The sequence below is a fragment of the Paraburkholderia aromaticivorans genome, assembly GCF_012689525.1.
GTDB classification, from domain to species: domain Bacteria; phylum Pseudomonadota; class Gammaproteobacteria; order Burkholderiales; family Burkholderiaceae; genus Paraburkholderia; species Paraburkholderia aromaticivorans_A.
Map to the genome: position 1 here is coordinate 510,706 of NZ_CP051514.1, position 25,790 is coordinate 536,495.

At 60.7% G+C, this 25,790-nt stretch carries 16 protein-coding genes and 2 pseudogenes; 7 read left to right on the forward strand and 11 right to left on the reverse strand.

Annotated features, from left to right (window positions below):
* Positions 1–198: 198 nt before the first annotated feature.
* Positions 199–933 carry an IS6 family transposase gene (locus HF916_RS02295; protein ID WP_168787661.1) on the reverse strand — a complete coding sequence of 245 codons (735 nt, stop codon included), beginning with the start codon at positions 931–933 and terminating at the stop codon, positions 199–201.
* Between the two features lie 1,110 nt (positions 934–2,043).
* Here HF916_RS02295 and HF916_RS02300 point away from each other — a divergent pair.
* The 6 genes and pseudogenes from HF916_RS02300 to HF916_RS02325 all read left to right on the forward strand — a co-directional run bounded on the left by HF916_RS02300 (position 2,044) and on the right by HF916_RS02325 (position 9,749).
* Positions 2,044–3,567 (forward strand): toll/interleukin-1 receptor domain-containing protein, encoded by a 1,524-nt coding sequence (locus HF916_RS02300; protein ID WP_168787662.1) that lies wholly within the window; start codon positions 2,044–2,046, stop codon positions 3,565–3,567.
* Positions 3,564–7,544, forward strand: coding sequence for a WD40 repeat domain-containing protein (locus HF916_RS02305; RefSeq protein WP_168787663.1), 3,981 nt, complete (start codon positions 3,564–3,566; stop codon positions 7,542–7,544). Before HF916_RS02300 ends, HF916_RS02305 begins: the two co-directional genes overlap by 4 nt.
* Before the next feature lie 57 nt (positions 7,545–7,601).
* Complete coding sequence (locus tag HF916_RS02310; protein WP_168787664.1) at positions 7,602–7,799, forward strand: hypothetical protein; 198 nt, start codon at positions 7,602–7,604, stop codon at positions 7,797–7,799.
* Positions 7,800–8,019: 220 nt separating this feature from the next.
* On the forward strand, positions 8,020–8,928 hold the full coding sequence (locus HF916_RS02315; protein WP_277352265.1) for a DUF4231 domain-containing protein: 909 nt from the start codon (positions 8,020–8,022) through the stop codon (positions 8,926–8,928).
* Positions 8,929–9,027: 99 nt separating this feature from the next.
* Positions 9,028–9,486 carry a hypothetical protein gene (locus HF916_RS02320; protein ID WP_168787666.1) on the forward strand — a complete coding sequence of 153 codons (459 nt, stop codon included), beginning with the start codon at positions 9,028–9,030 and terminating at the stop codon, positions 9,484–9,486.
* Positions 9,473–9,749 (forward strand): annotated as a pseudogene (locus HF916_RS02325) (type II toxin-antitoxin system RelE/ParE family toxin). Before HF916_RS02320 ends, HF916_RS02325 begins: the two are co-directional and overlap by 14 nt.
* Positions 9,750–9,958: 209 nt before the next feature.
* Here HF916_RS02325 and HF916_RS02330 read toward each other — a convergent pair.
* From HF916_RS02330 to HF916_RS02370, 9 genes and pseudogenes are all read right to left on the reverse strand, one after another.
* On the reverse strand, positions 9,959–11,320 hold the full coding sequence (locus HF916_RS02330; RefSeq protein WP_168787667.1) for a hypothetical protein: 1,362 nt from the start codon (positions 11,318–11,320) through the stop codon (positions 9,959–9,961).
* A gap of 530 nt (positions 11,321–11,850) precedes the next feature.
* Positions 11,851–12,036 (reverse strand): hypothetical protein, encoded by a 186-nt coding sequence (locus HF916_RS02335; protein ID WP_168787668.1) that lies wholly within the window; start codon positions 12,034–12,036, stop codon positions 11,851–11,853.
* A 12-nt stretch (positions 12,037–12,048) separates the two neighbouring features.
* Positions 12,049–13,104, reverse strand: a pseudogene (locus HF916_RS02340) (IS91 family transposase); the annotation flags it as partial.
* Between the two features lie 313 nt (positions 13,105–13,417).
* Complete coding sequence (locus tag HF916_RS02345) at positions 13,418–14,623, reverse strand: IS91 family transposase (RefSeq protein ID WP_168787612.1); 1,206 nt, start codon at positions 14,621–14,623, stop codon at positions 13,418–13,420.
* Between the two features lie 8 nt (positions 14,624–14,631).
* Positions 14,632–15,510 carry a tyrosine-type recombinase/integrase gene (locus HF916_RS02350; RefSeq protein WP_168787613.1) on the reverse strand — a complete coding sequence of 293 codons (879 nt, stop codon included), beginning with the start codon at positions 15,508–15,510 and terminating at the stop codon, positions 14,632–14,634.
* A gap of 287 nt (positions 15,511–15,797) precedes the next feature.
* The gene (locus tag HF916_RS02355; RefSeq protein ID WP_168787670.1) at positions 15,798–16,796 is read right to left on the reverse strand and encodes a site-specific integrase; all 999 of its coding nucleotides are present in this window, start codon (positions 16,794–16,796) and stop codon (positions 15,798–15,800) included.
* A complete protein-coding gene (locus tag HF916_RS02360; protein ID WP_168787615.1) occupies positions 16,793–17,737 on the reverse strand; it encodes a tyrosine-type recombinase/integrase in 945 nt (314 codons plus the stop codon). The genes HF916_RS02355 and HF916_RS02360 overlap by 4 nt, the downstream gene beginning before the upstream one ends.
* Positions 17,734–18,972, reverse strand: a complete 1,239-nt coding sequence (locus HF916_RS02365) for a site-specific integrase (protein WP_168787671.1) — start codon at positions 18,970–18,972, stop codon at positions 17,734–17,736. The genes HF916_RS02360 and HF916_RS02365 overlap by 4 nt, the downstream gene beginning before the upstream one ends.
* Before the next feature lie 52 nt (positions 18,973–19,024).
* Positions 19,025–19,813 carry a tyrosine-type recombinase/integrase gene (locus tag HF916_RS02370; protein WP_168787672.1) on the reverse strand — a complete coding sequence of 263 codons (789 nt, stop codon included), beginning with the start codon at positions 19,811–19,813 and terminating at the stop codon, positions 19,025–19,027.
* Positions 19,814–20,344: 531 nt separating this feature from the next.
* Here HF916_RS02370 and HF916_RS02375 point away from each other — a divergent pair.
* Positions 20,345–23,686 carry an adenylate/guanylate cyclase domain-containing protein gene (locus tag HF916_RS02375; protein WP_168787673.1) on the forward strand — a complete coding sequence of 1,114 codons (3,342 nt, stop codon included), beginning with the start codon at positions 20,345–20,347 and terminating at the stop codon, positions 23,684–23,686.
* A 174-nt stretch (positions 23,687–23,860) separates the two neighbouring features.
* On the opposite strand, the gene HF916_RS02380 is transcribed toward HF916_RS02375, so the two are convergent.
* Positions 23,861–25,567 (reverse strand): 3-(methylthio)propionyl-CoA ligase, encoded by a 1,707-nt coding sequence (locus HF916_RS02380; RefSeq protein WP_168787674.1) that lies wholly within the window; start codon positions 25,565–25,567, stop codon positions 23,861–23,863.
* Between the last annotated feature and the right edge of the window lie 223 nt (positions 25,568–25,790).

Sequence of the window (25,790 nt, forward strand, 5' to 3'; positions counted from 1 at the left end):
CGGGTTGGCGTTTTTTTATCCGGCGAGATAGTTCGCGGGTTCTCCTCAAGCATTTTCTTGTGCGCTTCCACGCAGAAGCTGTACGTGTGGCTCGATAGACTGAGGATGGCGCGGTTGCCTTGGCCACGTTCATATCGCAGATGGGGCACAGAGGATGCTCGTCGCTTGAACGTGACAGCGCAGATGACAAACGCTTGCTCAGAAAACGGACGGATCTTGGGTGGCCTCAGTGAAACGATGCCAGGCGGCAAAGCGTGCGGCGAGCTGTTTGCGATAGAGTGAGGCGCGTATCAAGTGTCGCTTGAGCGCGAAGTGCTGCCGGATCGGACCGAAGCTCGATAAGAAAACCTGTGTGCGTTCAGGATCGCGGAAGCCGCGCATGCGTCGCTCGCGTTCGCGCGTGGGCTGATGACTGTTTTCCGCCCGGTTATTGACCCGCGCGCTGGCTTTGACGAAGACGTGCTTGACGTGAGCCAGTTCGGGAATCTCGGCTTTCGCCGCCGGATAGCTGCGCAGCTGGTCGGTCACGATCTTGCGCGGGGCTTCAGCACACGAGGCAAGCACGCGCTTGAAAAACCGCTTCGCTGCAGCCTTGTCGCGGCGCTTCTGTAGCAGGATATCGAGTTCAGCACTGTGTTGATCGACGGCGCGCCACAACAGGTAAGGCTCTCCGCGCATCGTCACAAATACTTCGTCAAGGTGCCACGTGGTGCCGGGCCTGCGACGCGCTGCTTTCACGCGGTGTGCGAAGCCAGCACCGAACTTATCGCACCAGCGTCGGACCATTTCGTAGCTGACGATAACCCCGCGCTCGAACAGTAGTTCTTCGATATCACGCAGGCTAAGCTGAAACCTGAAATACCAGCGTACCGCGCAACTGATGACCGCCGCCGGAAAGCGATGACCGTGGTAAAGCGATTTTGCATTATTCATCACCGGATCTTACTCGACCATCTCTGCAACGTGACAGTGCCGTTGAACGAACTACCCTCAGCAGGTAGGGAGCTCGACGGGGCCTTTCCAAGAATGTCCGGCACTGTGTGTTCCGCACTGGAAGCGCACACATGGGCGTCACGTTCAGCGGAGATACGGCGCCCAGATTCATTGTCGGCCAAGCGATAGGCTTTGTAAATGCGACGGCGCAGTTACCCGTGGTGGGCCGAACTGCACGGCATCGGGTCTGGCGAGGGGCCGTGTGGTCGGTTGCCCTCTGCATGCTGTCGAGCACCGAGGAAGCCATGACGCTGCCGCTAAAAGACTTGGCAAAGCTAAACCAGATCATCGCTCGCATACAAAACGGAAGCTTGGCGCAAACGATGTGGACGGCTTGCTCATCAAGCTCAGGCCGTACGTCCCACCCCAGGAAAAGTCTTCCGCGAAATATCGAATTTCGTAGCGCGCTCGATGCGCTGACCGGGGTATGGCTCTCGAATCGATCGCGGGCTTCGTCAATTCACTGCGGATTTTTCAGGAGTAAACAGGCGCCAAGCGGCCACTAGACCTCGGCGCGCCGTTCCCTGGTACGTGTATAGACTATTTTTGTCGCAGGATCAACTTCGGATTCCGGTCATCGAGTTCAAGTCGCCCATTCGTCTTAACCAGTTTAGTGATCATCCGACAATCCGACTGGTACTAACGCGTGCCGGAACAGTCACCGCCGAGGAAGATCTGCGGAACTTGACGATCTCCTGGTGAAACCACTCGAGCCAGTCTCCAAGCTCGCCGGCAGGCGGCCGGCCGAAGACGGCGGCAAAACGCTCTCGGAGTTCGGGTTGTGCAGCTGCTTTTTTATCCCATGTCCAGTCGCCAACCACGTAAGAAGTCTGCCTTGATGGGAACCGTTTATAACAGACCTTCCACAAGCTGCATAAAAATAATCTATCTTGAGCGAATGCTCCCATGTGGCACTGCTCTTGGCCATTGCGCTATAAATACCTATAAAATGGGGGCAAGCTCGCACACGGCTTTCGTCGGGATTGCGCCAGCCAAGCATCGGCTAACGAGCGGGAAGGTTTTGCCCTGACAAGACTCTTCGGAGAAAGTGTGGCGTTGGTTACGGGCCTTGATGTGTTCATAAGCTACGCGCACGCCGACAATGAGGTCCCAGAGGGCGCGGGAACAAAGTTCGGATGGGTGACCGCGCTCGCGCGCAACCTGAACATTGGCCCGGGCGTTCTAAAGAAAGATCTCTTCATCGACCATCGGTTGCGGCCGGGCGATGTTTTCAGTGATGACCTGGTCGAAATGGTTTGCGCAAGCAGGCTTTTGGTTATCCTGCTTTCACAGAATTACGTCGACTCGGCCTGGTGTGGAAAAGAGCTGGAACACTTTGTCTCCAGCCATTCCGACGACCCAGCCAAGCCGGCCGACGTCTTCGTCGTCGAGCTTGCCCCCTACGAAGAGCTTACGGGAGTACCCGCCAACGTCGAGAATCTGCGCAAGCGGTTGATTCACGCCAAATTTTGGCATCAGCCGATCGACGCGGCCTCGCCGATTCTGGCCGGCTTTCCCACTCCGCTTGAAAGTGGTCCCGAGAGCCAGCAGCATTACTGGCGGGTATTGAATGAGCTTCGCGGCGCGATCGACTTGCGGTTTCGCGAGCAGCAAAGGGGCCACGCTTCAAGCGCGGCTCAGTCAAGGACCACACCCTCAGGTCCCCCGGCAATGGTTCAGGTGGTCAAGCCGCCACTCGGAATAATACTTCTGGCGGACGTGACCGATGACCTGGAAGCGGCGCGCAACGCAGTGAAGGTCGCGCTCGAGCCTGAAGGGATCTCGGTACTGCCTGATGGCGACTACATCGGTCTAAGCGCGGAAGAATTCGACGCTTGCATCGCCAAAGACCTCAAACGCAGCGAATTATTCGTGCAACTGCTTTCGCCGGCCGCAGGCCGCAAGGCCAGGGGCTTTGTCGCGCCGTTGCCTCAGCTCCAGTTCCAGCGCGCGGAAACAGCCGCAATCGCAATCATGCAATGGTGCGAGCACTTGCCCCACGTCGGACAAATCTCCGATCCGGCACATGCGAAGCTGTTCGAGACCAAATTTCTTCGTGCGACCAACCTTGCGACCTTTACGAGCGAAGTTGTCGAAAGGTTGCGAAAAGTGAAAGAAGAAACGGCAAAGGAAGAAGAAGTTAGGGCACAGCAGACGACCGAGCTCGCCGAAAACCGCTCGAGACCTGTCCGAAAGTGCGTTTTCCTGGACGATCTCGCGAGCGAATCGAGCCTCAAAGACCGGGTGCGGGCAATCCTCAAGGGCGAGCATTGGGACATCCGAAGTCTGCCGCCGAGCGCGCCGCTGGGCGCTAACGGTGTTGACATCAAGGAGCTGCTTAAGCCCTGTCTCGCCGGAATCACGATCTACGCCGACCGCGCCAAGTACGCTACGGTCTACAACCGCTTGGTGTTTTTCCTGAACCAGGTCGCGGAGGGAAGCCTGCCTGTCGCCCGCTGGGGCGTTTATCTGGAAAGCGGCAGCGTCGCGAGCGAGTTTGGTATTGAGTCGGACGATGTCGTGCAGTTTTCCGAGCACGGCCTCGTCGAGTTTGTGCGTGGACTGTCGCGATGAAGCGCCTCACGCTCAAGCTGCCATCTCCGTACGTCGGCCTGAGGCCATTCACGGAGCAAGAAGCGCTGCTGTTCTTCGGCCGTGACGGACACGTGCGCGAACTGCTCCTCAAACTGCAGAACCGGCAGCGCTTCATTTCGGTGCTCGGCGCGTCAGGCACAGGGAAGTCTTCGCTGGTGCGCGCCGGGATTATCCCGGCACTCCACCGCGGAGCGTTCGCCTCTGCCGGACACAACTGGAATGTGTGTGTCATCAATCCGGGCAACGCGCCGCTCGCTCACCTTGCTCTCGCGCTCACCGAGGACGAGCGCTGGGTCGACGACGACGACCGCGCGATGTCGGTGTCGTCACTGAGTGCAACGCTGGCGTCGAGTCCGCTCGCTTTGACCGAGCTTTATTTCAAGAGGTCGGACCGTTTCGCCGGACAGGCGCTGCTGCTGGTGGTCGACCAGTTCGAAGAGATCTTTCGCTATCGTCAAAAAAACGTCGACGAGGCGGAGGCCTTTATCAAGCTTTTGCTGCGATCGGCATCGGAAGACGTCCCGATTTACGTCGTGGTGACGATGCGCTCCGATTTTCTGGGTAACTGCGTCGCGTTTTTCGGTTTGCCGGAGGCAATCAACAGCGGGATCTATCTCACTCCGCGGCTCGGCCCTGAACAGCTCAAGTCGGTGATCGCTTCTCCGTTGGCGCTCGCGGGCGGCGAGATCGATCCCGTATTGGTCAGCAAGCTCATCAACACACTCGGCGGCGAGGACGAGTTGCCAATCCTGGAGCACGCCCTGCTCCGGATGTGGAATCGGGCCCACGCGAACGGCCGTGAACGAATCGAGGAGGGCGACTTCGAGGTGGTGTGCGCTCCGCCTCGCCGGGCGGACTCGAACGCAGGCGACACGCAGGAAATCGCGGCGACCCCCAAGCTCGCTTTCGCAATCGACAATCATGCGTCAGAGATCTTCGACGCACTTGCGCCCGAATGCCGATCGGTGGCTCGTCAGCTATTCCTCACGCTGGTCGAGCGGCGCGACGGCCGCGTTGTGCGCCACCCGCAGGAGCTGCGCCAGTTGGCCGAACATGTCGGCGCAACCGAGTGCACGAATCTGCTTGCGGTGATCGACTCCTTCCGCGCTGACGGCGTCGGGTTTCTGCTTCCTTCCATGCGAGAGCCGATCCGCGACGACACGCTGATCGATATCAGCCACGAAAGCCTGTTCCGCCAGTGGGGCCGCTTCCAGCGATGGCTCGGTGAGGAAGCGCTCGACGTCGTCGAACTGCGCGAATGGCAGCAGCGCGCAGCACGGCAAAAGGAAAAAGGCGGCTGGCTTGATGAGAGTGATTGCGACCGGGCGCTGCGCTGGCGCGAGCGGGTCAGCGGACGCGGCGACGCGAGCGTTTGGGCGGCACGCCACACGGGCGAGGGCTCATATTCGCTAGTCGACGGCTACATCCAGGCGAGCCTTGAACGCCTGAGTCAGGAAAAAGCTGACCGCGACCGCCTCGAACGCGAGGCAAGCGAAGCCAGGCTGCGAAGCCTAGAAGCTGAAGCCGCGCTGCAGAAAAGTGCAGCCGAGCGAGCAGAGCAGGAAAAGCGGCAAGCCGAAGCGTTTGCGGTCGCCAGCCGGCGCAAGAGTCTGGTTGCAGTTGTCTGCGCGGCGCTTTCGCTGTTGTTTGCGCTGATCGCCGGAGTTGCCGCGTGGCAGGCGATGCTCGCAAAGCACTTGGCAGTTGCGGGCGAACTCGCCGCAAATGCCGAAAACCTCGTTCGCGACCATCCCGACCAGAGCTTATTGCTTGCCATTGCAGCGTGGAAAGTCAACCCGATTCCGAAGGCCACAGCAATGATCCAGCGGGCACAAAGCAGCTATACGTACAAAGAAGTATTGCGCGGGCACGACGGCGCGGTCTTTGACGTGCAATATTCGCCGGACGGCAAGACGCTGGCGAGCGCGAGCAGGGACAAAACGGTGCGGCTGTGGGATGTGCAAAGCGGCAAGGAGCTGCAGGTGCTGCGCGGGCACGACGGCGTGATCGATAGCGTGCAGTATTCGCCGGACGGCAAGACGCTGGCAAGCGCGAGCGACGACAAGACGGTGCGGCTGTGGGATGTGCAAAGCGGCAAGGAGCTGCAGGTGCTGCGCGGGCACGACGGCGCGGTCAATAGCGTGCAGTTTTCGCCGGACGGCAAGACGCTGGCAAGCGCGAGCGACGACAAGACGGTGCGGTTGTGGGATGTGCAAAGCGGCAAGGAGCTGCAGGTGCTGCGCGGGCACGACGGCGCGGTCAATAGCGTGCAGTTTTCGCCGGACGGCAAGACGCTGGCAAGCGCGAGCGACGACAAGACGGTGCGGCTGTGGGATGTGCAAAGCGGCAAGGAGCTGCAGGTGCTGCGCGGGCACGACGGCGCGGTCAATAGCGTGCAGTTTTCGCCGGACGGCAAGACGCTGGCAAGCGCGAGCGACGACAAGACGGTGCGGCTGTGGGATGTGCAAAGCGGCAAGGAGCTGCAGGTGCTGCGCGGGCACGACGGCGCGGTCAATAGCGTGCAGTTTTCGCCGGACGGCAAGACGCTGGCAAGCGCGAGCGACGACAAGACGGTGCGGCTGTGGGATGTGCAAAGCGGCAAGGAGCTGCAGGTGCTGCGCGGGCACGACGGCGCGGTCAATAGCGTGCAGTTTTCGCCGGACGGCAAGACGCTGGCAAGCGCGAGCGACGACAAGACGGTGCGGCTGTGGGATGTGCAAAGCGGCAAGGAGCTGCAGGTGCTGCGCGGGCACGACGGCGCGGTCAATAGCGTGCAGTTTTCGCCGGACGGCAAGACGCTGGCAAGCGCGAGCGACGACAAGACGGTGCGGCTGTGGGATGTGCAAAGCGGCAAGGAGCTGCAGGTGCTGCGCGGGCACGACGGCGCGGTCAATAGCGTGCAGTTTTCGCCGGACGGCAAGACGCTGGCAAGCGCGAGCGACGACAAGACGGTGCGGCTGTGGGATGTGCAAAGCGGCAAGGAGCTGCAGGTGCTGCGCGGGCACGACGGCGCGGTCAATAGCGTGCAGTTTTCGCCGGACGGCAAGACGCTGGCAAGCGCGAGCGACGACAAGACGGTGCGGCTGTGGGATGTGCAAAGCGGCAAGGAGCTGCAGGTGCTGCGCGGGCACGACGGCGCGGTCAATAGCGTGCAGTTTTCGCCGGACGGCAAGACGCTGGCAAGCGCGAGCGACGACAAGACGGTGCGGCTGTGGGATGTGCAAAGCGGCAAGGAGCTGCAGGTGCTGCGCGGGCACGACGGCGCGGTCAATAGCGTGCAGTTTTCGCCGGACGGCAAGACGCTGGCAAGCGCGAGCGACGACAAGACGGTGCGGCTGTGGGATGTGCAAAGCGGCAAGGAGCTGCAGGTGCTGCGCGGGCACGACGGCGCGGTCAATAGCGTGCAGTTTTCGCCGGACGGCAAGACGCTGGCAAGCGCGAGCGACGACAAGACGGTGCGGTTGTGGGATGTGCAAAGCGGCAAGGAGCTGCAGGTGCTGCGCGGGCACGACGGCGCGGTCAATAGCGTGCAGTTTTCGCCGGACGGCAAGACGCTGGCAAGCGCGAGCGACGACAAGACGGTGCGGTTGTGGGATGTGCAAAGCGGCAAGGAGCTGCAGGTGCTGCGCGGGCACGACGGCGCGGTCAATAGCGTGCAGTTTTCGCCGGACGGCAAGACGCTGGCAAGCGCGAGCGACGACAAGACGGTGCGGCTATGGGATGTGCAAAGCGGCAAGGAGTTGCAAGTGCTGCGCGGGCACGACGGCGCCGTCAATAGCGTGCAGTTTTCGCCGGACGGCAAGACGCTGGCGAGCGCGGGCTACGACAGTACGGTGCGGCTGTGGAGTTGCGATGTCTGCCTGCCGATAACCGGAGAAACCATCGCTAGGCTTTCCAGAAAAGTGGGGCGGCAATTGACAGAAGACGAACGTCGTCGATTCGGCGTGCCCAAATAGGTACCTCACGCGCGCTGCTGTGGCGACTGTGACCGTCGTCGTGCTCGCCCCGATCTGATGGAAATCGTCAACGCGAAGGTGGCGGACTACTACGAAAAACTCGGCCCATCGAGTTCACCGGAGGCCGAACACCGACGTGAAACACGCTATATGAACAAAGGCGACACCTTGCATGCCCACGGCAACCTCGATGCGGCGCGCAAGTCGTATAAACAAGCCTGGCGATCAGCGAGCGCAGGGCCTAGGCCGATCTGAGCAACCGCGACGTGGCGATGAGCTACTGCAGGCTCGGCGATGTCCTCCCGCGTGCGAGAAGACATTGGTGTTGTTCGAGAACAGCCGCACTATCGGCGAACGCCTGACGAAGCTGGATTCAAGCAATGCCGTGTGGAAAGCGATCTCGACTGGGGTGAATGGCAAAATCACCGAGCGTAAGCAGTAGCCAATGATAGAGGTAGCCGTGGAAATCGCAGCCATGAACGACGAAGTCATTGCGAAAATCTGGCGCCGCCGGATCGAATGGTCCCGAGCCGCGGACAAGCTGAAGGCCGGGGTAGTGTATGGACGTTTCGCCGCGCTCGTTCTGAACGTCGTGGGGGCGGTCGCCGCGACCTTGTCGGCGACCTTGCCATCGGACATGTCGCAAACTCGTGCGAATTGCGCGCTGCTGAGTGCTATCGCGCTTGCCGTCGCCACGTACGTGAAAGCGCACATGGTTTCCGTGGATGCAATTCGCACCTGGACCCGGGCGCGTTCCGTCTCTGAAGGGCTCAAGACTGAAGTCTACATGTTCTGCGCAAGAGCGCGGCCCTATGACGGCAACGATCCGGTCACCGTGCTGAACGAGCGGACCCATGCGGTTCAAAAGCCGGCTGAAGATCTGGAGCAGCATTTATCGAACGTCACTGTGACCATCTCGAACCCGCCAACGATGATGAACGAGGACGAATATATCGAGAAACGAGTCAAGCAACAGATCAATGACTTCTACCTGTCCAAGCCGAGGCTCTACGCGAAGCGGCTGACCACGTTTCGCAGGGCCGAGCTTGCCATCGGACTTATTGGAACCGTGTTGAGCGCAACTGTGGCATTTCTGAGTCAGAACGAATCTGCACGCACGGCTACGCCATCCGGTCTCGCTGCGTGGGTCGCAGTTGTCACGACGATCAGCGCGGCATTGTCGGCCCATGTTGCCGCCGATCGTTACGACTTCCTGGTCATGAGTTACAACGGTACCGCGCGCAGACTCGAAGAACTGATCGATCAGTGGCACGCTCCTCCGATGAACAAACCTCCATCGTGGTCCATCTTCGTCAAATCATGCGAGGACGCTATTTCGGTCGAGAACGAAAGCTGGCTCGCGAAGTGGATGAAAAAGCCTTAGAAAGTTGAGGAGGTGTTACGTCAAGCCGGTCGCAGGATCGACAGATGACGCTGCCACGGTGTATTGTTAACCGTGTCAGCATCATTTATAGGTCGTGCCATGAAAACACTCGACGTGTCGCAAGCGACCGCCGCTGCCCAGGCCGGCGGCGTTCTCTCCGCCATCCTGAAGGCCGAAGGTGGTGCGTTCTATGTCGAGCTGGAGACCCGTACCGCCGGTACCGCCGTGCTGGTCACGTCAAACAACCGCCGCCCGCGGGCGTTCCGCAACCCGGTCAAGGCGCTCGAGGTGATCCGCGAGCTCGGCCTGCAGACGGGGCGGTTTTCGCTCGAGGCGTGGCGGCCGGACGAGGTCGGATCCAGGCGGCAGAGCCGGCCGGACCGCGCCGAGGCGATGAAGGCCACGCATGCCAGCGCCGCCGCCTATGACGAATGGGTCCGTCAGCAGGTGCAGGAGGCGATCGACGATCCGCGCCCAACGGTCGCGCACGACGACGTGATGGAGAAGGCCGGTGCGCGCATCGAGGCGATGCGGAAGGGCAAGCGTGCGAAGGCTTGAATGGAAGGTCCAGGCGGAAAACGACCTGTTTGACATACTCGACTACATCGGCCACGACAATGCCGATGCGGCCGTTGAGCTGGTGCAGAAGATCCGCACCAAGGTTGAAGGCCCGCGCGGGCGTCCAACGCTGTACCGTGCCGGACGGTTGCGCGGTACGCGCGAGATGATCGTTCACCGCAACTATGTCGGTGTTTTATCGCGCAAGCGATGAAGTCGTGACGATCCTGCGCGTGAAGCACGCGCGCCAGCAGTGGCCGTGAGTGCGAGACGGCCTCATCTACTCCGAAGGGCGCCATGAACGGCTATAGCGGCTGTGCGGGTTGGGCGGTGAAGGCGCGATGCCTGACGCACATCCAGTGCTCACAGACAGTCATCTTCTCAGCAACCTGAAACGTGACGTGTGTTGAAAAAGGCGGCCGATTCCCTGGCGGCACGGCCGCCGCAAAATTCCGGTCAATTTTCGTTCAGGTCAGAGCGACACGATCTGTCGCAACAGTTCCAGCGCTTTCATTTCGTCCAGACGACCGGTTCGTGCTTTACCTGCGAGCGTCTTGATCAGCGCCTCTGCGATCGGTTCGATCCCTGTCAGATCGTCCAGGCTGGTGACGGACGCAGAACGGCGCGGTGCCTCGATGACCTCTGTGATGGGAGTCGGCGCTGGCTGCTGGTGAGAGGCGGACGGTGAGGCATCGTTGTCAACAGGTTGCCGGGTTACCAGATCTGAGGCAGGCGGGAGTTCCGCATCCTGTTCCTCCAAGACTGCCTTCGTCACGGCGGCGGCGCCGGTGTGATCCGGCTCAGACGGTTGAGCGTGTCGATCGCTCGCGGGTTTTGCTTTTCTACCCGTGGACTTTCTTGCCACCGCTGCTTCCGGCTCTACCGCGGCGGGCAAATCCCCCTGATCAGGTGCAGATCGACCCGACTGCGGATCGAGCAGGACCGTCACTGGCTCAGGAATGTCCGTGACTGAACGCGGAACGTCCAGCCAGGCAGTTGGCAGCCCAAGGCGTTCAGTGAAACGGTTGGCTTCGGCTTCGTCCATGCGCTTCTGGCCATACAGACGATTGTCCAGATTAGAGGCGCTGATACTCATCACCTCGCTGAGTCGCACCTTCGAGCCCTTACGGGAGGTGAGTACGTGCAGGTTCGCGCGACGGATGTTTTGCAGAGCCGCCATGTCGTTTAGTGGCAGCAGGGATTGCTGAGCCCCCGACTTCATCGACGATCTGGGCTTCGCTGATGCCGGTTTCGACGAGGGAACCGTGGCAGTCTTTGCCGCAGTAGGTTTGCTCTTCGCGGCGGCCTGTGGTGAGCCGCCAGCGGTTCTCTTTGACATTTCTGATTCCCTGGGCAAACGGTCAGTGGGGGTAGGGTGGCGAATCGCGGCTATTACAGGAGCCGGTTCCAATGCTTGCGCGTCCGATGATTCCGGTTCTGTATGCGCGGCTATAAAGTCGAGCGGCGCCCTCAAACGACTGATGGTCTCGGACGTGAGAGCAGGATTGGGTTGATCGAAAAACCCATCGGGTAGCCCGAGAGTCGTTTCAATGTGGAAGGCCGTCTCGGGTGTGAATCTCTCGCCGTTGATCAGCTCGGCTACGCGTGTCAGGTTGGAATCGAGTCCCAGCGCGATATTCTCTGCGCCCACCGCGTCGACCAGCCATTTGAATGAACGCGTTTTAAAAATGGACGCCGTCTGGGCCGGGTCTCGCGCGGGCGGCGTTTTTACATAAGGCTTGTTCTGCCGGTGTGATGTCGTTTTCGAAGGTTGGCGCGACTGACGCGGACCCTTGTCTCGAGATCCCGAATATCGCCCATGTGGCTGACTCATAAAGTGAGGCTCTCCGCCGGTGAAATCACTATCGATTCGGCAATTATAAGGGGGGACTGGCAGCGGACTCGCCGGCGTCCAGGGAGCTGCTAGTGCCCTGAACGCTGACTGCCTTGCTTTTGACGACCTCCATGGCAAGAACGAGAGGAGAGCATGGGGCAAAAGAGCCAACTAAAGCGACCTTGCCGATGCGCGCGCTGCGGCGGGTATCGGAGTGCAGCGGTCACTGCGCACCGTCGACCAAGGGCAAGTCATCGGCCTGAGCCGTCATTGGGGCGGGCTGGGCTCTACGTCAGCAATGCGGCGGATTGCTGACGGTGACGGCATCGAGCAGCCGGACGGCAGTTTCCTGCATCGGCGAACTCACACTCCCGTTAAGGGTTATTGGGCGCCTGCCCTCAATCACATGGCTGCGAGTGTGCTGCGGCGCGTGTGGGCAGGCGTCCAATAAGCCTCGAGGGAGGAAACCGCGGAGTGGTCCGATGCGGCTGGAATCCTGGGTGGCTATGGCGATTGATGGTCCGGGATCCTCAACTATGCGAGAGGATGCTCTGGCGAACGGGATACTGGTTGAGCGCGGACGCCGTGGTGATGCGATGCAATCGCGCAATCGGGATGGTGAAGCGGAGGTGCGAGGGGTTGCGCGAAGCGGCAGACACAAACGTCCACTCGCGGCCCGCGTTGCCGTAGAGCCGACGGTCGGTGTGCACGTCCATGAAGTACTACGCTCATAGGTGGCCTTGCGTCGGTGGTGCGCGAATCGGTGCGGTGCGCTCCAGGATGTCGATGACGACCATCGGTGCGCCGCAGTGCCGGCAGATGAAGACGGGGCGGATTTCGATGACGGATTCGTGGGGTGATGCGTTGACCGCGGTCGCGACGTGCAGCAGTTCACGCACTTTCGCGAGACGGGCGCGGCGCACCGGGTTGGCCAGCAGCCCATAGTGCCGGATGCGATGGAACCCGTCAGGCAGCACGTGCAGCAAAAAGCGGCGCATGAACTCGCCGGCCTCAAGCGTCATGGTCTTGTAGCGCGTGCGCCCCTTTGCCCGATAGTCCTTCCAGCGGAAGGTCACACCGTGCTCATCGAAAGCGACCAGGCGTTGATTGGATATCGCGACGCGGTGCGTATAGCGTGAGAGGTACGCGAGCACGGCTTTGGGCCCTGCAAAGGGACGTTTGGCATACACAAACCACTCACAGGCGCGTAGTGGCGCGAGCCACCGGGCGAAGGCCGCGGGATCGGCGAGCCGCGCATACTCGCCGAAGAACTGCAACTGGCCGCACCGGTGCGTCGCCTCAAGTGCTTCGAGGAAGCGGCGCCGGAACAGGCGGGAGAGGACCCGCACCGGCAGGAAGAAGCCGGGCCGACAGGCAATCCAGCGCTCGCCATCGGGCGACAGGCCCCCTCCGGGGACAATGCCGTGCACGTGCGGATGATGCGTGAGCGCCGAGCCCCAGGTGTGCAGCACAAGCGTGGCGCCGATGCTGGCACCCAGATGCTTCGGATCAGCGGCGATGGTGCGCAGCGTTTCGGCAGCGATGTCGAACAGCAGTGCGTAGATGACGGCCTTGTTGTACCAGGCGATGGCACCGATGGGCGCGGGCAGCGTGAAGACGACGTGGTAGTACTCGACCGGTAGCAGGTCGGCCTGGCGTGCTTCGAGCCAGCGGCGCGCGGCACTGGCCTGGCACTTCGGGCAATGGCGGTTGCGGCAGGTAATGGAGTGCGCTCCATTAGGCAGAGGTTTTTTTGGTTGGCGGTCGCGGCAACCAGCGCATCGCCATGTCGTCGGACCTGATCCGCGACCGGTAATCAAAAAAACGTTTGTGCTAAACCGCTCCGCAGGCGGTGGCCGCTATGGGCATTGAATGACCGCCGCGGTAATTTGTGATGTCTTGCAGGGGTGATCAGACACGGACTTCCGGCGAGAGTGGGAAGCATCACGTGTAAAGGAAGCGGGAATGTGCGCGTGAAGCGGCAAATCACCCGCCATTCTGGAGTACGCTGGTGCGCCAGCAGATCGAAGGCACGAGTGCAGCCGCGTTGGCCTCGTCAGGAAAGGCGAACGTGTACGGAAACAGGTGCGGTGGCAACTAGCGCGCATGGGTGGGACCTGGCGGGGCTCGTGGAAGGCTGCCGGGCATGTCTTCGATGCGGAGCATGTGTCCCTTGCCACATACGGGGCAGTCGCGCAGTGACTTGCCGGTGAGTCGCTGGTAGCGGTCACGGTAGTCTTCCCCGGGCTCGGCTGCGGCAGCAGCGGGAGCCTCGACACCGAGCAGCTGCCTGCAGGTGGCGAGCTTGTCGGCACGGTGGCAGTTGGCGAGCCACCCGTAGCTGCGAATGCGCTTGAAGCCGTCAGGCAGCACATGCAGCAGGAAGCGACGGATGAACTCGTCGGCCGTGAGCGTCATGGTCCTTTGTCTGGACTCGTGCCGGTAGTCCTTCCAGCAGAACTGCACGGTGTGCCCGTCGAAGGCGAGCAGCCGGTTGTTGGAGATGGCGACGCGGTGGGTGTAGCGGCCCAGGTAATCGAGCACGTGTTCGGCACCGCCAAAGGGTGGTTTGGCGTAGACCACCCACTCCGCCCGTGCCGCGGGTGCAAGCCAGGCTGCGAATTCGACGGGATCGCTCAGGGATTCGAACTGACCGTGCAGGCGCAGCCCGCCGGCGTCGTAAGCGCGGCGCAGCTGTTGGAGAAACAGGCGGCGAAAGAGCCGTGACAGGACCCGCACGGAAAGGAAGAAGCCGGGACGGCAGGCGATCCAGCGCTCGCCGTCCGGGGAGATGCCGCCGCCCGGCACAACGCAATGCACATGAGGGTGATGCTGCAGATTCTGTCCCCACGTATGCAGGATCGTGAGGAAGCCGATCTCGGCGCCCAGGTGCTTCGGATCGGCGGCGATCGTGCGCAACGTTTCGGCGCTGGCGCGGAACAGCAGATCGTAGAGCGTCCTCCTGTTCTGGAACGCGAGAGCGGCGATGGTTTCGGGAAGCGTGAAGACGACATGGAAATACTCGGTCGAGGGGAGGAGTTCCGCATGCCGGCGTTCGAGCCATTGCGCGCGGGCGAGTGACTGGCATTTCGGACAGTGCCGGTTACGACACGAGTCGTAACTGATGCGCTGATGGCCGCATGCATCGCACTGCTCGAGATGGGCACCAAGCGCTGCGGTACGACACAGCTCGATGGCACTCATCACGCGTCGCTGCACACGACTGAGCCCCTCGGCATGGGATAGCCGGAAACTGGGCCCACACTGGCGGAAAATGTCCGCCACTTCGAGCGCCGGCCGCATGACTGCGCTCAGAAGTACTCGGGCGCAGGTGGCGGGGATGGAATGGGTGCAGGGTGCGGTAGCAGATCGAAGGGACTGGTGGTGGCGCACACGGTGCTGGTGGCCACCTTCAGGTAACGGCACGTTGTCGATAGGGACCTATGGCCCATCAGCAGCTGGATCCGGCGCACGTCAGTACCGGCTTCCAGCAGATGCGTGGCGAACGCGTGCCGCAAAGAATGGGGTGTCACGGGTTTGGCGATGCCGCTGCGCTTGCGCGCAAGCTCGCATGCGTCGCCCACGGCATGGCGGGTGATGGGCCGCCCCGGAATGCTGCCTGGAAAGAGCCATTCCTTCGGATGGGCGTCCTGCCAGTACAGCCTCAGGATGTCGAGTAGCCTCGGGGAGAGCATTACATAGCGATCCTTACGGTTCTTCCCCTGGTTCACACGGATAACCATGCGCTTGCTGTCGATATCGGTGACCTTCAGATGCACGACTTCCGACACCCGCAGTCCGGCGGCGTACGCGGTCATCAGGATGGTGCGGTGCTTGAGACTGGCGACCGACTCGAAGAAGGTGGTGATCTCCTCCAGGCTGAGGACGACCGGCAGTCGGAACGGCTTCCTCGGCAAGGGAAAATCCTCGTCGCTCCAGTCGCGCTTAAGCGTCACACGGTAGAGAAACCGGAGTGCGCCGATCGTTGGGCCGAGGCTGCCGGGTGCCAGCTTGCGCTCTTCCCGGAGATAGATGAGCCAGGCCCGGATCTCGTCGGGGCCCAGCAGTTCGGGCGAACGGTGAAAGTGACGGGCGTAACTGGATACCTGAATCAGATAGGACTTCTGTGTGTTCTCGGCGAGATTACGGATCTCCATGTCGTGCAACATGCGTTGGCGCAGCGGCGTCATGACTAACCTCCTGGAAGCAGTGGTGGAGCCCGGTTGGGCATCCACATACTGCTCCTGGAGGTATCTGCGTCCCCTCGTTGGGATCCTGCGTCAGCTCACCGCGACAATGAACGTCAGCCATCAGCTCTCGCACTCCTCCCACTACCGCGTCAGCGGTTTAGTACTAGCGTCACTATGTACCCTTCCGGGTTATGTCGGGTGACACAATTGAACCTCGACGATCGACCGAAGATTGCGGGGTCGTCAAGCAGATCGCTCAAGCGATCACCCGACATAATTTGGTGAGGTTAAAGACTGTTCAGGAAGCCGAGGAGTTCGTCTGTCGGCTTGAAGCGTCCTGGCGTGCCGCGTCGCGGAGTTGCTTTCGCAAGGGCCTGTTCCTTCATCGCAAGGGTCGCTTCGACATAGATCTCCGTGGTTTCCACCGATTCATGCCCGAGCCACAACGCGATGACCGAGCGACGAACGCCTGATTGCAGAAGGTCCATGGCCATAGTGTGTCTCAAACAGTGGACAGTGACCCGCTTCTGCTTCAATGACGGGCAAACTTCACACGCGGTTTTGCGGTGCTTGTTTAGCAAGTACTGCACACCATGGACACTGAGGCGTTCACCCCGCTCGCTGGGAAAAAGTACTGCGCCATCGCCGCGTTGTGGTTCTCGCAGCCACGCTTTCAGTACGGCGCGAGTGGATTTCGCGATGGGGGTACAGCGCTCTTTCCGACCCTTTCCGATTACCCTCACGTGTGCGCCGGTGCCAAGCACCACATCCTCGCGATTGAGTCCCGTCATCTCGGACAGGCGCAGACCGGTCTGTACCGCGACCAATAGAAAGGCGTGGTCGCGCCGGCCAGACCACGTGCCTTGATCAGGCGCGGCAAGCAAGGCGTCGACTTCTGGATGCGTCAGAAAGTGAATCAGCGTACGGGTGAAGCGCTTGCTGGGGATGGCAAGCACCCGTTGGATCTGGGCGGCATGGTCTGGTGCTTCGTAAGCGGCGTAGCGAAAGAAAGAGTGAATCGCCGCGAGGCGCAGATTTCTGGTGCGAACACTAACGCCCTGGTTCTTCTCAATTTCGTCCAGGAACGCGACGATCAGAGGAGTATCGATGTCTTCGAGGTTTAGCTGCGACGGTGACTTATGCAGGCGCTGCTGCACGAACTTAAGGAATTGACGATAGGAATCGCGATAGGCACCGATGGTGTGAGGACTCGCCTGACGCTCTTGCATCAGGCGCTGCGTGAAGAACCGCTCCAGTAACGGAGCAAAGGTGGCAGCTTTATTCATGGCCGGTCCTCCCAGAGTTGTTCGAGCCGGCGCATCGCCTCGCGCATCAGTTCAGGCGAGCCGTTCAGATACCACTGGGTATCCGCGACGTGAGCATGGCCGAGGTAGGCTGACAGGATGGGCAGACGGCGCTCCGGGTCATCTCCAGACTTGTACCAGCGCACAAGTGCGTTCGTCGCGAAAACGTGTCTCATGTCGTGCAGACGCGGCCCGCGACTGTCGGATGCCCCGCGCAAACCAATCTGTCGCGACAATGAATAAAAAGTGCGATGGATCTCACCGACATCCATCCTGTTACCCCAACTGGAAACAAAGAGATAGGGGGATACCGGTCGACCCGCCCAGTGATGCTCACGCCGCGTGATGTAGTCCGCGAGCACCTTGCATGTCGAGGCATGCAAAGGAATGAGTCTGGTCTTTCCGAGCTTCGCGCCTCGGATCGTCAATATCGCCTCCGTCAGATCCACATCCTGAAGTTCGAGATTGCGCACTTCACCCAGGCGCATGCCCGTCACGCTCAACAGCCCGAACAGGCAATGATAGGTCCAGGGCAGCAGTGCACCCCGTTCATAGTGGTATGGCATCTGCAGCGCCGCCTGTAGCAGGCTACGGATCTCGGCGGCCGAGTATAGGTACGGCCGAGCCCGCTTCGGTCGAAATGGCAATAAACCCGGTGCGGGTATTTCCGTGCGGGGATCGGTAGCACTACGATATCGCGCGAACCCACGCAACCAGCTCATTCGTTGCGCCCAGCGGTCGGGCTGGACATTTGCGGGTTGCCGAGCCCAGGCGAGGGCCAACGTCTGCGTAATGTAAGAAGCTCGATGCTGTTCCATGAACGCGACGAAATCTGGTAGCGCCGTGCTCTCCTCCCTCAATTTGAATCCCAGGCTATGCCTCAGATCGAGGTAATCCTGAACAGCCTGCCGAAGCGCGTTCATCGTACACCTCCGGGCCAGGGCAACGCGAGTTCACGCAATGCTTTGATGTCGACCCGAGTGTAGATCATCGTGCTCTGTGGGTGACGATGACCCAACACCTCGCCAATCTCGCTGAGCGAAGCTCCATGGTTCAGCATCTGGGTAGCCAGTCCGTGGCGAAACTGATGGGCACCCGTTGTGGGCGCGTCGATGCCAGCGCGCTTAAGTGCACGCCGAACGACGCAGCCGAGACCACTTGGCCCACGAAAGCCGGTGATGTGCGCGCGTGCACGTAAAAATACGCGGCGACTGGCGCTCTTCGGCCGCCCATGTTGCAAGTAGGCGGCGATGGCTTTGCCGACGTCCGCAGGTAAGGGTAGCTCGATGCGTTGTCCACCCTTGGTGCGCACGCTCAGTTGACCTGCGTCCCAGTCAATATCATCGAGCTCGAGGAAGACCACCTCACTGGAGCGCAACCCCAATCGCGCGAGCACCAGCAGGATCGCGTAGTCGCGACGACCGACTGCAGTCCGTCGATCGATGCTATCCAGCAACTTCCGTGTCTGGTCTGCTGAGATTCCCCGGGGAATTGACGGCATCGACCAGTTGGCGACCACGGGCACGGCGGCAGCGAGGTCCAGCGTAATGTCGCCGCGATAGCGCAAATAGCGCAGAAAGGATCGCAGGGCAGTGGTCATAATCTTCGCCTGTTTTAAATGCAGTCGTGGCGCCTGAACTTGCACAAAGTGCACGACATCGGCCGCACGTAGTTTCGATAGCATGACCTTCCCGTCGCCGAAACGATGTTTGAGAAACTCTCGGACGAACGGCACGTAATGAATGATTGTGGCTCTGGCGAGAGCTTGAATATTGCGCAAGTACTCCTCGTACTCCTGTACACACCGCTCAGCTGGCGAAATCCGAATTGTTGCCATCTGCTCAGGCGGAACCACGCCTTCGCCACGAAGAAAATCAATAAGCTGTCTGAGCGCTGCCCGATCATCGTTGCGAGGCTGGAAATGCAGGGCACGATAGCGTAAATATCGTGTTGCGTGATCGAGGCCGATATCCCGTACTTCGACACCTCTCTGTTTAAGCCATCGACTGAAACATGCGGCGATCCGGACCTTCCGTTTCAGGGACCACACGTTGTAACCCTGCGCGCTGATGGAGTTGGCAAAGGATGATAAATGGGCTGCGAGTGGACCTTCAGGTTCTCGCGAGAGAACGACCTGATCATGAATGACGTACTTCACGACGAACTCCTTCCCCGACCTGGGGAGCGGGTGGAAGGAGCCCAGATTATCTCTATCCCGCGTTGCGCATTTGCCCGGGAATACGCGCTATCACGCGGCTACAAGACATAACCCGGAAGGGTACATAGTGGCGCAACGTATGCATGGACACGCGCTTGTCGATCTGGGCCGCCTCGGCGGCGGCATGAATGGCGCGGTTCAGTTGATGCGTGGTGAGCGGATCGACGGGATCGAGCCCGGGGAAGAGCCAACCGCCGTCGAGCATCCTGCCCTGGGCACGGGCCACGCGCCACCAGACCCGCAGACGTTCAAGCAGCACCGGCGAGAGCAGCGCGTAGCGGTCCTTGCGGCCCTTGCCCTGTTCGATGCGCAGGGTCATGCGCTGGCTATCGACATCGCCGACCTTGAGCGCTACCACTTCGCCGGCGCGCAGTCCGGCCCCATAGGCGACTGACAGCGCGGCCTGGTGCTTCAGGTTGCCCGTTGCGGCGATGAGCCGTCGTACCTCATCGGGGCTGAGGACGACGGGCAGTGTGCGGGGCACGCGCACGGGCTGCATCCGGGCCATCCGTTCGGGCTCGTGGAGCGTGACTTCGAAGAAGAACTTCAGTCCGGTGATCGCAGCGTTCAGCGAGACCGGTGATATGCCGTGATCGACCAGATGCAACTGGTAGCTTCGCAGATCCTCAATGGTGGCGGTATCGGGCGAGCGCCCGAGAAACCGGGCAAACTCGCGCACGATGCGCAGATAGGTGGCTTGCGTCTTGGGAGAGAGCTGGCGCATGTGCATGTCGTCAATCATGCGCTGACGCAGCGGGCTGACGCTCGGTTGAGAGGTCATGATTCGGCTCCTGCTGGAGAACGAGGCGGATTGCCTCATTCGCCAACATACGGAACCCCGCAGCAGACCCCTCACAAACCACCACGCTTAGCCGGAGCCCCCTACCGCGCGAGCGGTTTCGTTCCCCGGCCAATTGTTGCCGCTCGTCCATCCCACAAAACCGTCATTCGAACGGCTGAGTCACTCTGAAACCTGCCGGATGTTCCTGTAGAAGCATCTCGGCCTTAACCGACATTCAGCTAACGATATCGGTGAGGCGGCTACAGATCGCTTTTCTGAAGTCCACCTGTTGCCAGCCGCGAATGTCAGGTCTCGCTGCCAGCAACCGCGTAATACTCTCCAGACCTTCAACGCACCTCCAGACAGTTTCCCCACGTGCATGACGCATGGTTTGCATACCTGCAAAAATGCGCCTTGCCCACAAGCCATCCCCTTACTACGGTATGAACTAACTGACGCCGTTCCATTTCTTGCTCGTTGCCAGATGCCCCGGGCTGGCAAGCAAGTTGCGGTCGTCACTGGAGTCTGGCCATGGATACGCTCGCATTGTGGCTGCGCCCCATCGGGCTTGACCATTACGCGCCATTGTTCGAATCCCATGGGATCGACCTGCATTCGCTGCCGCTCCTCTCGGAGAAGGATCTCGTCGAACTTGGCGTGCTGCTCGGGCACCGCAGGCTCCTGCTAAAAGCGATCTCCACGCTTGACAAGGACGGGCGCGTACCGCCCCCGACATCGCAACCGGCCAAGGATGCCGGTCGCCGTCAACTCACGATCCTGTTTTGCGATCTCGTCGGTTCGACACAGCTTACGCAGCAACTCGACGCGGAGATGCTCAGGGATCTCGTGCACGCTTACCAGCGCACATGCAGCGATATCGTCTCCCGCTACGCCGGTCATGTGGCGCAATACGTCGGCGACGGCATCGTCGTGTACTTCGGCTTTCCGCAGGCGCATGAGGATGACGCGGAGCGCGCCGTGCGTGCTGCGCTCGATATCGTCGCCGCCGTCGGCAAGGTTCCAGGCCAAATCCCGCTGCGAGTGCATATCGGCATCGCAACCGGTTCGGTCGTCGTCGGCGACAGTGGCGCGGGCGATGATTCCATATCGAATGCGGCGGTGGGCGAGACTCCCAACCTTGGCGCGCGTCTGACCGCTCTGGCCGGTCCTGACCAGATCGTGGTTTCGTCACGCACCCATCGCTTGCTCGGCAATACCTTCAGGACCGAAGATCTCGGTGAACACATGCTTAAAGGCATCAGCGGTCCGGTAAAAGCATATCTCGTCCGGGACCTGATGCGTAACGAGAGCCGCTTCGAAGCCACCCGAGAGAGCCGCTATACACCTTTTGTCGGTCGCGAATCCGAAGTTGCCATACTTCTTGCCCGGTGGGAAAGCGCACGCGACGGCGATGGTCAGGTCGTGTTACTGAGCGGGGAGCCTGGCATTGGGAAAAGTCGCATCGCGCGTGTACTGAGCAAACATCTCGCCGATACACCTCATCTGCGACAGTTCTATCAGTGTTCTCCCTATCACAACGGCTCGGCCTTCTACCCACTTGTCGAACCATTGGAGCGTGCTTGTGGATTTGAACGCGAAGACACTACGGAGCAGAAGCTCGACAAGCTCGAAGCGTCACTGGACCTCGGCGCTGACCAGTTGCCGTTCGTAGCACCGTTTTTTGCCGCATTGCTTTCGCTGCCGGCCAATCGTTATCCGGTGCAGATGCTCTCTCCTCAAAAGCACAGGGAGCAAACCATAGTTGCGGTGGTCGAGCAGATACTGCATCTTGCGAAACGTCAGCCCGTATTGATGATCTGCGAAGACGCACAGTGGGCTGATCCGGCAACCCTCGAGACGTTGGCGCTGATGGTGAAGCAGATACATCAGGCAGCCATACTCCTTCTTGTGACCTGTCGCCCCGAATTCGTGCCACCCTGGACCGGGAACGGCAACGTCACGCTGCTGCACTTGAACCGCCTGTCAAGGCGCGAAGGGGAAGCGATTGCTGATCAACTCGTCGGCAGCAAGCCATTGCCCGAGGAATTGCTAACCCAGATTCTCGAACGTACCGACGGGGTACCGTTGTTCGTAGAGGAGCTCACACAGGCGGTGCTCGAGTCAGGTTTCCTGCGTGACGCGGGCGACCATTGGGAGCTGACGAGACCCTTGCCGCCATTAGCGATTCCGTCAACGATCCAGGACTCCCTGATGGCACGCCTCGACCATCTCGGGAAGACAAAGGAGGTAGCGCAGATCGGGGCATGTATCGGCCGAGAGTTTGACCACGAGTTGCTAGCGGCAATCGTGCCGACTGGCGATGCCGGCTTGCAGGAAGCGCTCGATCACCTCGTCGGGAGCGGGCTGGTCTTCAGGCATGGAAGCGGTAGCGAAACCGTGTACAGATTCAAGCATGCGCTCGTGCGCGAGGTCGCCTACGATGGGCTTTTGGTTAGCCGGAGAAAGCAGATTCACGCGGCAATTGCACACGCGTTTGCCAATGAACTAAAGGATAGAGCAAGGACCCAGCCCGAATTGCTTGCATTGCATTTGACACGCGCGGATCTGGTTGACCTTGCACTACCACAGTGGCGTACTGCTGCGCGGTCGGCAATGGCGAAGAACCGTCATCGCGAGGCTCTGGATTATGTCGATGCAGGGCTGGCGCTGATCGATCAGACGGCCACCGAACACCGTGCGGAGTACGAGGTGCGACTCCTTGTTCAGGGCGCCGCCTGCCATTGGGTGCTCACAGGCTATGCGTGCAAACAGGCAGCGGCGTTGTGGGCGCGCGTCGAAGAGTTGATCGGCCAGGTGACGGATTCACGTCTTTTGATCATGGGGCTATCGGGTATCCTTGCGTGTGCGTATGTGGGGGGGGATACGCGAAATGCGCTTGCCATCGCGGAACGACTCGTCGCGCTGGGCGAAAGCGCAGAGGATATCGATAGCAAGATCGTCGCGTACGCCTGCGTTGGTCCGATTCTCCACCAGCAGGGTCGATTCGCGCAATGTACAAAATTGCTCGAGTTTGTCCTCGACTTATACAAACCAGACCGGCGAGGCGGCTTTGGCCCAACCTATGACCCGAGGGTGGCCGCGTGCAACTGGCTAGGCTACTGCCATCTGGCTACTGGCCGCTTCGATCAGGCAAGGCAACATGCGCAAATGGCTGTCGATCATGCGACGGCAATTGCGCAGCCGTTTGTACTGTCGATGGCGCTGAGCATCGCTGCGCGGACGTTCTCAGAAACGGGTGACCAAGAGACGGCATTCGATCTGTGCGATCGCTGCATTGAACTCTGCGACACGCAGAATCTTCCGTTCTGGAAAGGCTGGGCGATGGCCTCAGAGGGTGTCGCGCTCGAGCGGTGCGGAAAGCACCAACAGGCTGAGGCGCGCCTGGCGCACGCGATCGAAGATCTTGCGGCCCGAGGGGGGCGCGTGGACTCGGGATATATGTACGCCTGGCGGGCGCAAGCGCTTGCGCACCTGGGCCGTTTCGATGACGCGCGGCGCGACATCGAAACGGGTCGCCTTGAATGCGCAAGCACCGGACAATTGTTGTCGTTGATTGAGTTAGCTTACTCCCGCGGTGTGACCGAACTGCTCGATTCTGGATCTGACGACGCCATAGCAGAACACTGGTTCAACGTCGCGCTGACCGATTCGCGGTCGGTTGGATCGAGACTTATCGAACTCCGTGCAGCCACATCCCTGGCCAGCTTGTGGAAAGCCAACGGAAAACGCCGGGAGGCGCAGGACGTGCTCAGGCCAGTTGTCAGCGCTTTCACCGAAGGGCTGGACTGCCAGGACGTTACGGCAGCGATCGCACTGCTCGACAGTCTCGATGTGACTGACCGGAAAACGTGAAGCCGTTGAAGGGTCAGGCGTTGATATGCAAGCGGACGAAGAAACTCCGGGCGCTTCTACTGGTGATCGGGTCCAAAAAACGTTGCTTTCGCGGTGCAAAGAATGGGGCTAGCAAATGATTGGTCGAGTCCCGCCGTGCCTGCCCATCGATAGTCCTGTCGATACCTCTTTCAATCATTCTGGCGCAGGCGTTGATCCAGAGCCCGCCGCTCCCCGCTTGCTGTGTGGACAGTTCGGGACTTCGCGTTGCAACGGCAATACGTGGTCGCGGAACAGCTCGCGCAGCTTTAGCTTGTTCAGCTTGCCAGTTGCGGTGTGCGGCAATTCGTTGACGAAGACAATGTCATCCGGGATCCACCATTTGGCGACCTTTCCCTCGTAGAACGCGAGCAGTTCATCGCACGTGACCTCCACGTCCTTGTGTTTGACGACGACGAGCAGCGGCCGCTGGGACCACTTCGGATGCGCGCAGGCGATGCAGGCCGCCTCTGCGACGGCCGGATTCGCCATCGCCAGGTTCTCGACCTCGATCGAACTGATCCACTCGCCCCCCGACTTGATGACATCCTTGCAGCGGTCGGTTATACGCATGAATCCGTCCCGGTCGATCGTGGCCACGTCGCCGGTTGGGAACCAGCCGTTGACGAGCGGCGAGTCATCCTTCTGGAAATACCGCTCGATCACCCACGGACCGCGCACGTGCAGTTCGCCGAACGCGACGCCGTCCCACGGCAAATCGCGCCCATCGTCGCCAACGATCTTCATGTCGACCCCGTAGATTACATGCCCCTGCTTTTCGCGCAGCCGGCGCTGCTCTTCCGGCGGCCGCTGTGACTGGTCCCAGTTGAGCGTCGCAAGGGTCCCGATCGGCGACATCTCGGTCATGCCCCAGCCGTGAATGGCCTCGACTCCGTATTCATCCTGGAACGTGCGCAGCATCGCCGGCGGGCAAGTGGACCCGCCGATCCCGGTGCGTTGCAATGACGAAAACCGCACGCCCGCTTCCTTCATGTAGTGGAGCAGGCCAAGCCAGACGGTCGGCACGCCGTTGGAACAGGTAACGCGCTCCGTCTCCATCAGTTCGAACAGGGATTCTCCGTCAAGATGGTTGCCTGGAAAGACGAGCTTCGCGCCCGTGAGCGGCGCGGCATGCGGGATGCCCCAGGCGTTTACATGAAACATCGGAACGACGGGCAGTACCGAGTCGCGCGAGGACAGGCCCATCGCATCGGGCAACGACGCCCCGAACGCGTGCAGCACCGTCGAGCGATGCGAGTACAGCGCACCCTTTGGATTGCCTGTCGTGCCGGAGGTGTAGCAAAGGTACGATGCCTGGCGCTCGTCAAGGAGCGGCCAGTCGAATGTGCCGTCGTGCGGTTCGAGCAACGTCTCGTAGCTGACCAGTGGCGTGGGTGATCGCATTGCCGGCAGATGCTCGTCGTCAGTGAGAACAATCCAGCCGCGCACCCTCGGACAGCGCTGCGCGAGGCGATCGATCAGCTGCGCGAACGTCGTATCAAACAGGATGTACCTGTCATCGGCATCGTTGATGATCCACGCGATCTGGTCGGGGAAGAGCCGGGGGTTGATGGTATGGCACACGGCGCCGAAGCCCGTCGTGCCGTAGTAGGTTTCCAGATGCCGGTAGCCGTTCCAGGCGAGCGTGCCGATCCGGTCGCCTGCCTCGACACCCAGCGCGATCAGCGCCTGCGCGAGCTGCTTCGCGCGCTTTTCGCAGTCGCGGTATGTGTAGCGATGTACGTCGCCCTCGATACGCTTCGACACGATCTCCGTCGTGCCGAAGTGGCGTGACGCATGTGCCAGCAGCGAAGAGACCGTCAGTGGCACGTCCATCATCTGTCCGTGGAGAGGTGTCGTCATATCCGACTCCTGCTATTGTTGGAAAACTGAAATCGCAGAGAAGACAGGCCGGAACCGTATGGCGGACCTTCACTTTCAAGTACGGTTGTCGAGCACTCTTCTTTTCAACGCTTCCCGTGGACGCTCGCGCGGACTGGCTGCCTGTGCTCGGGTTCGGCCAGATGAAAGCCAGGCTATTGGCCTTGGAGATACGCCGCGTACTAAAGACCGTTCAGTGATTCAA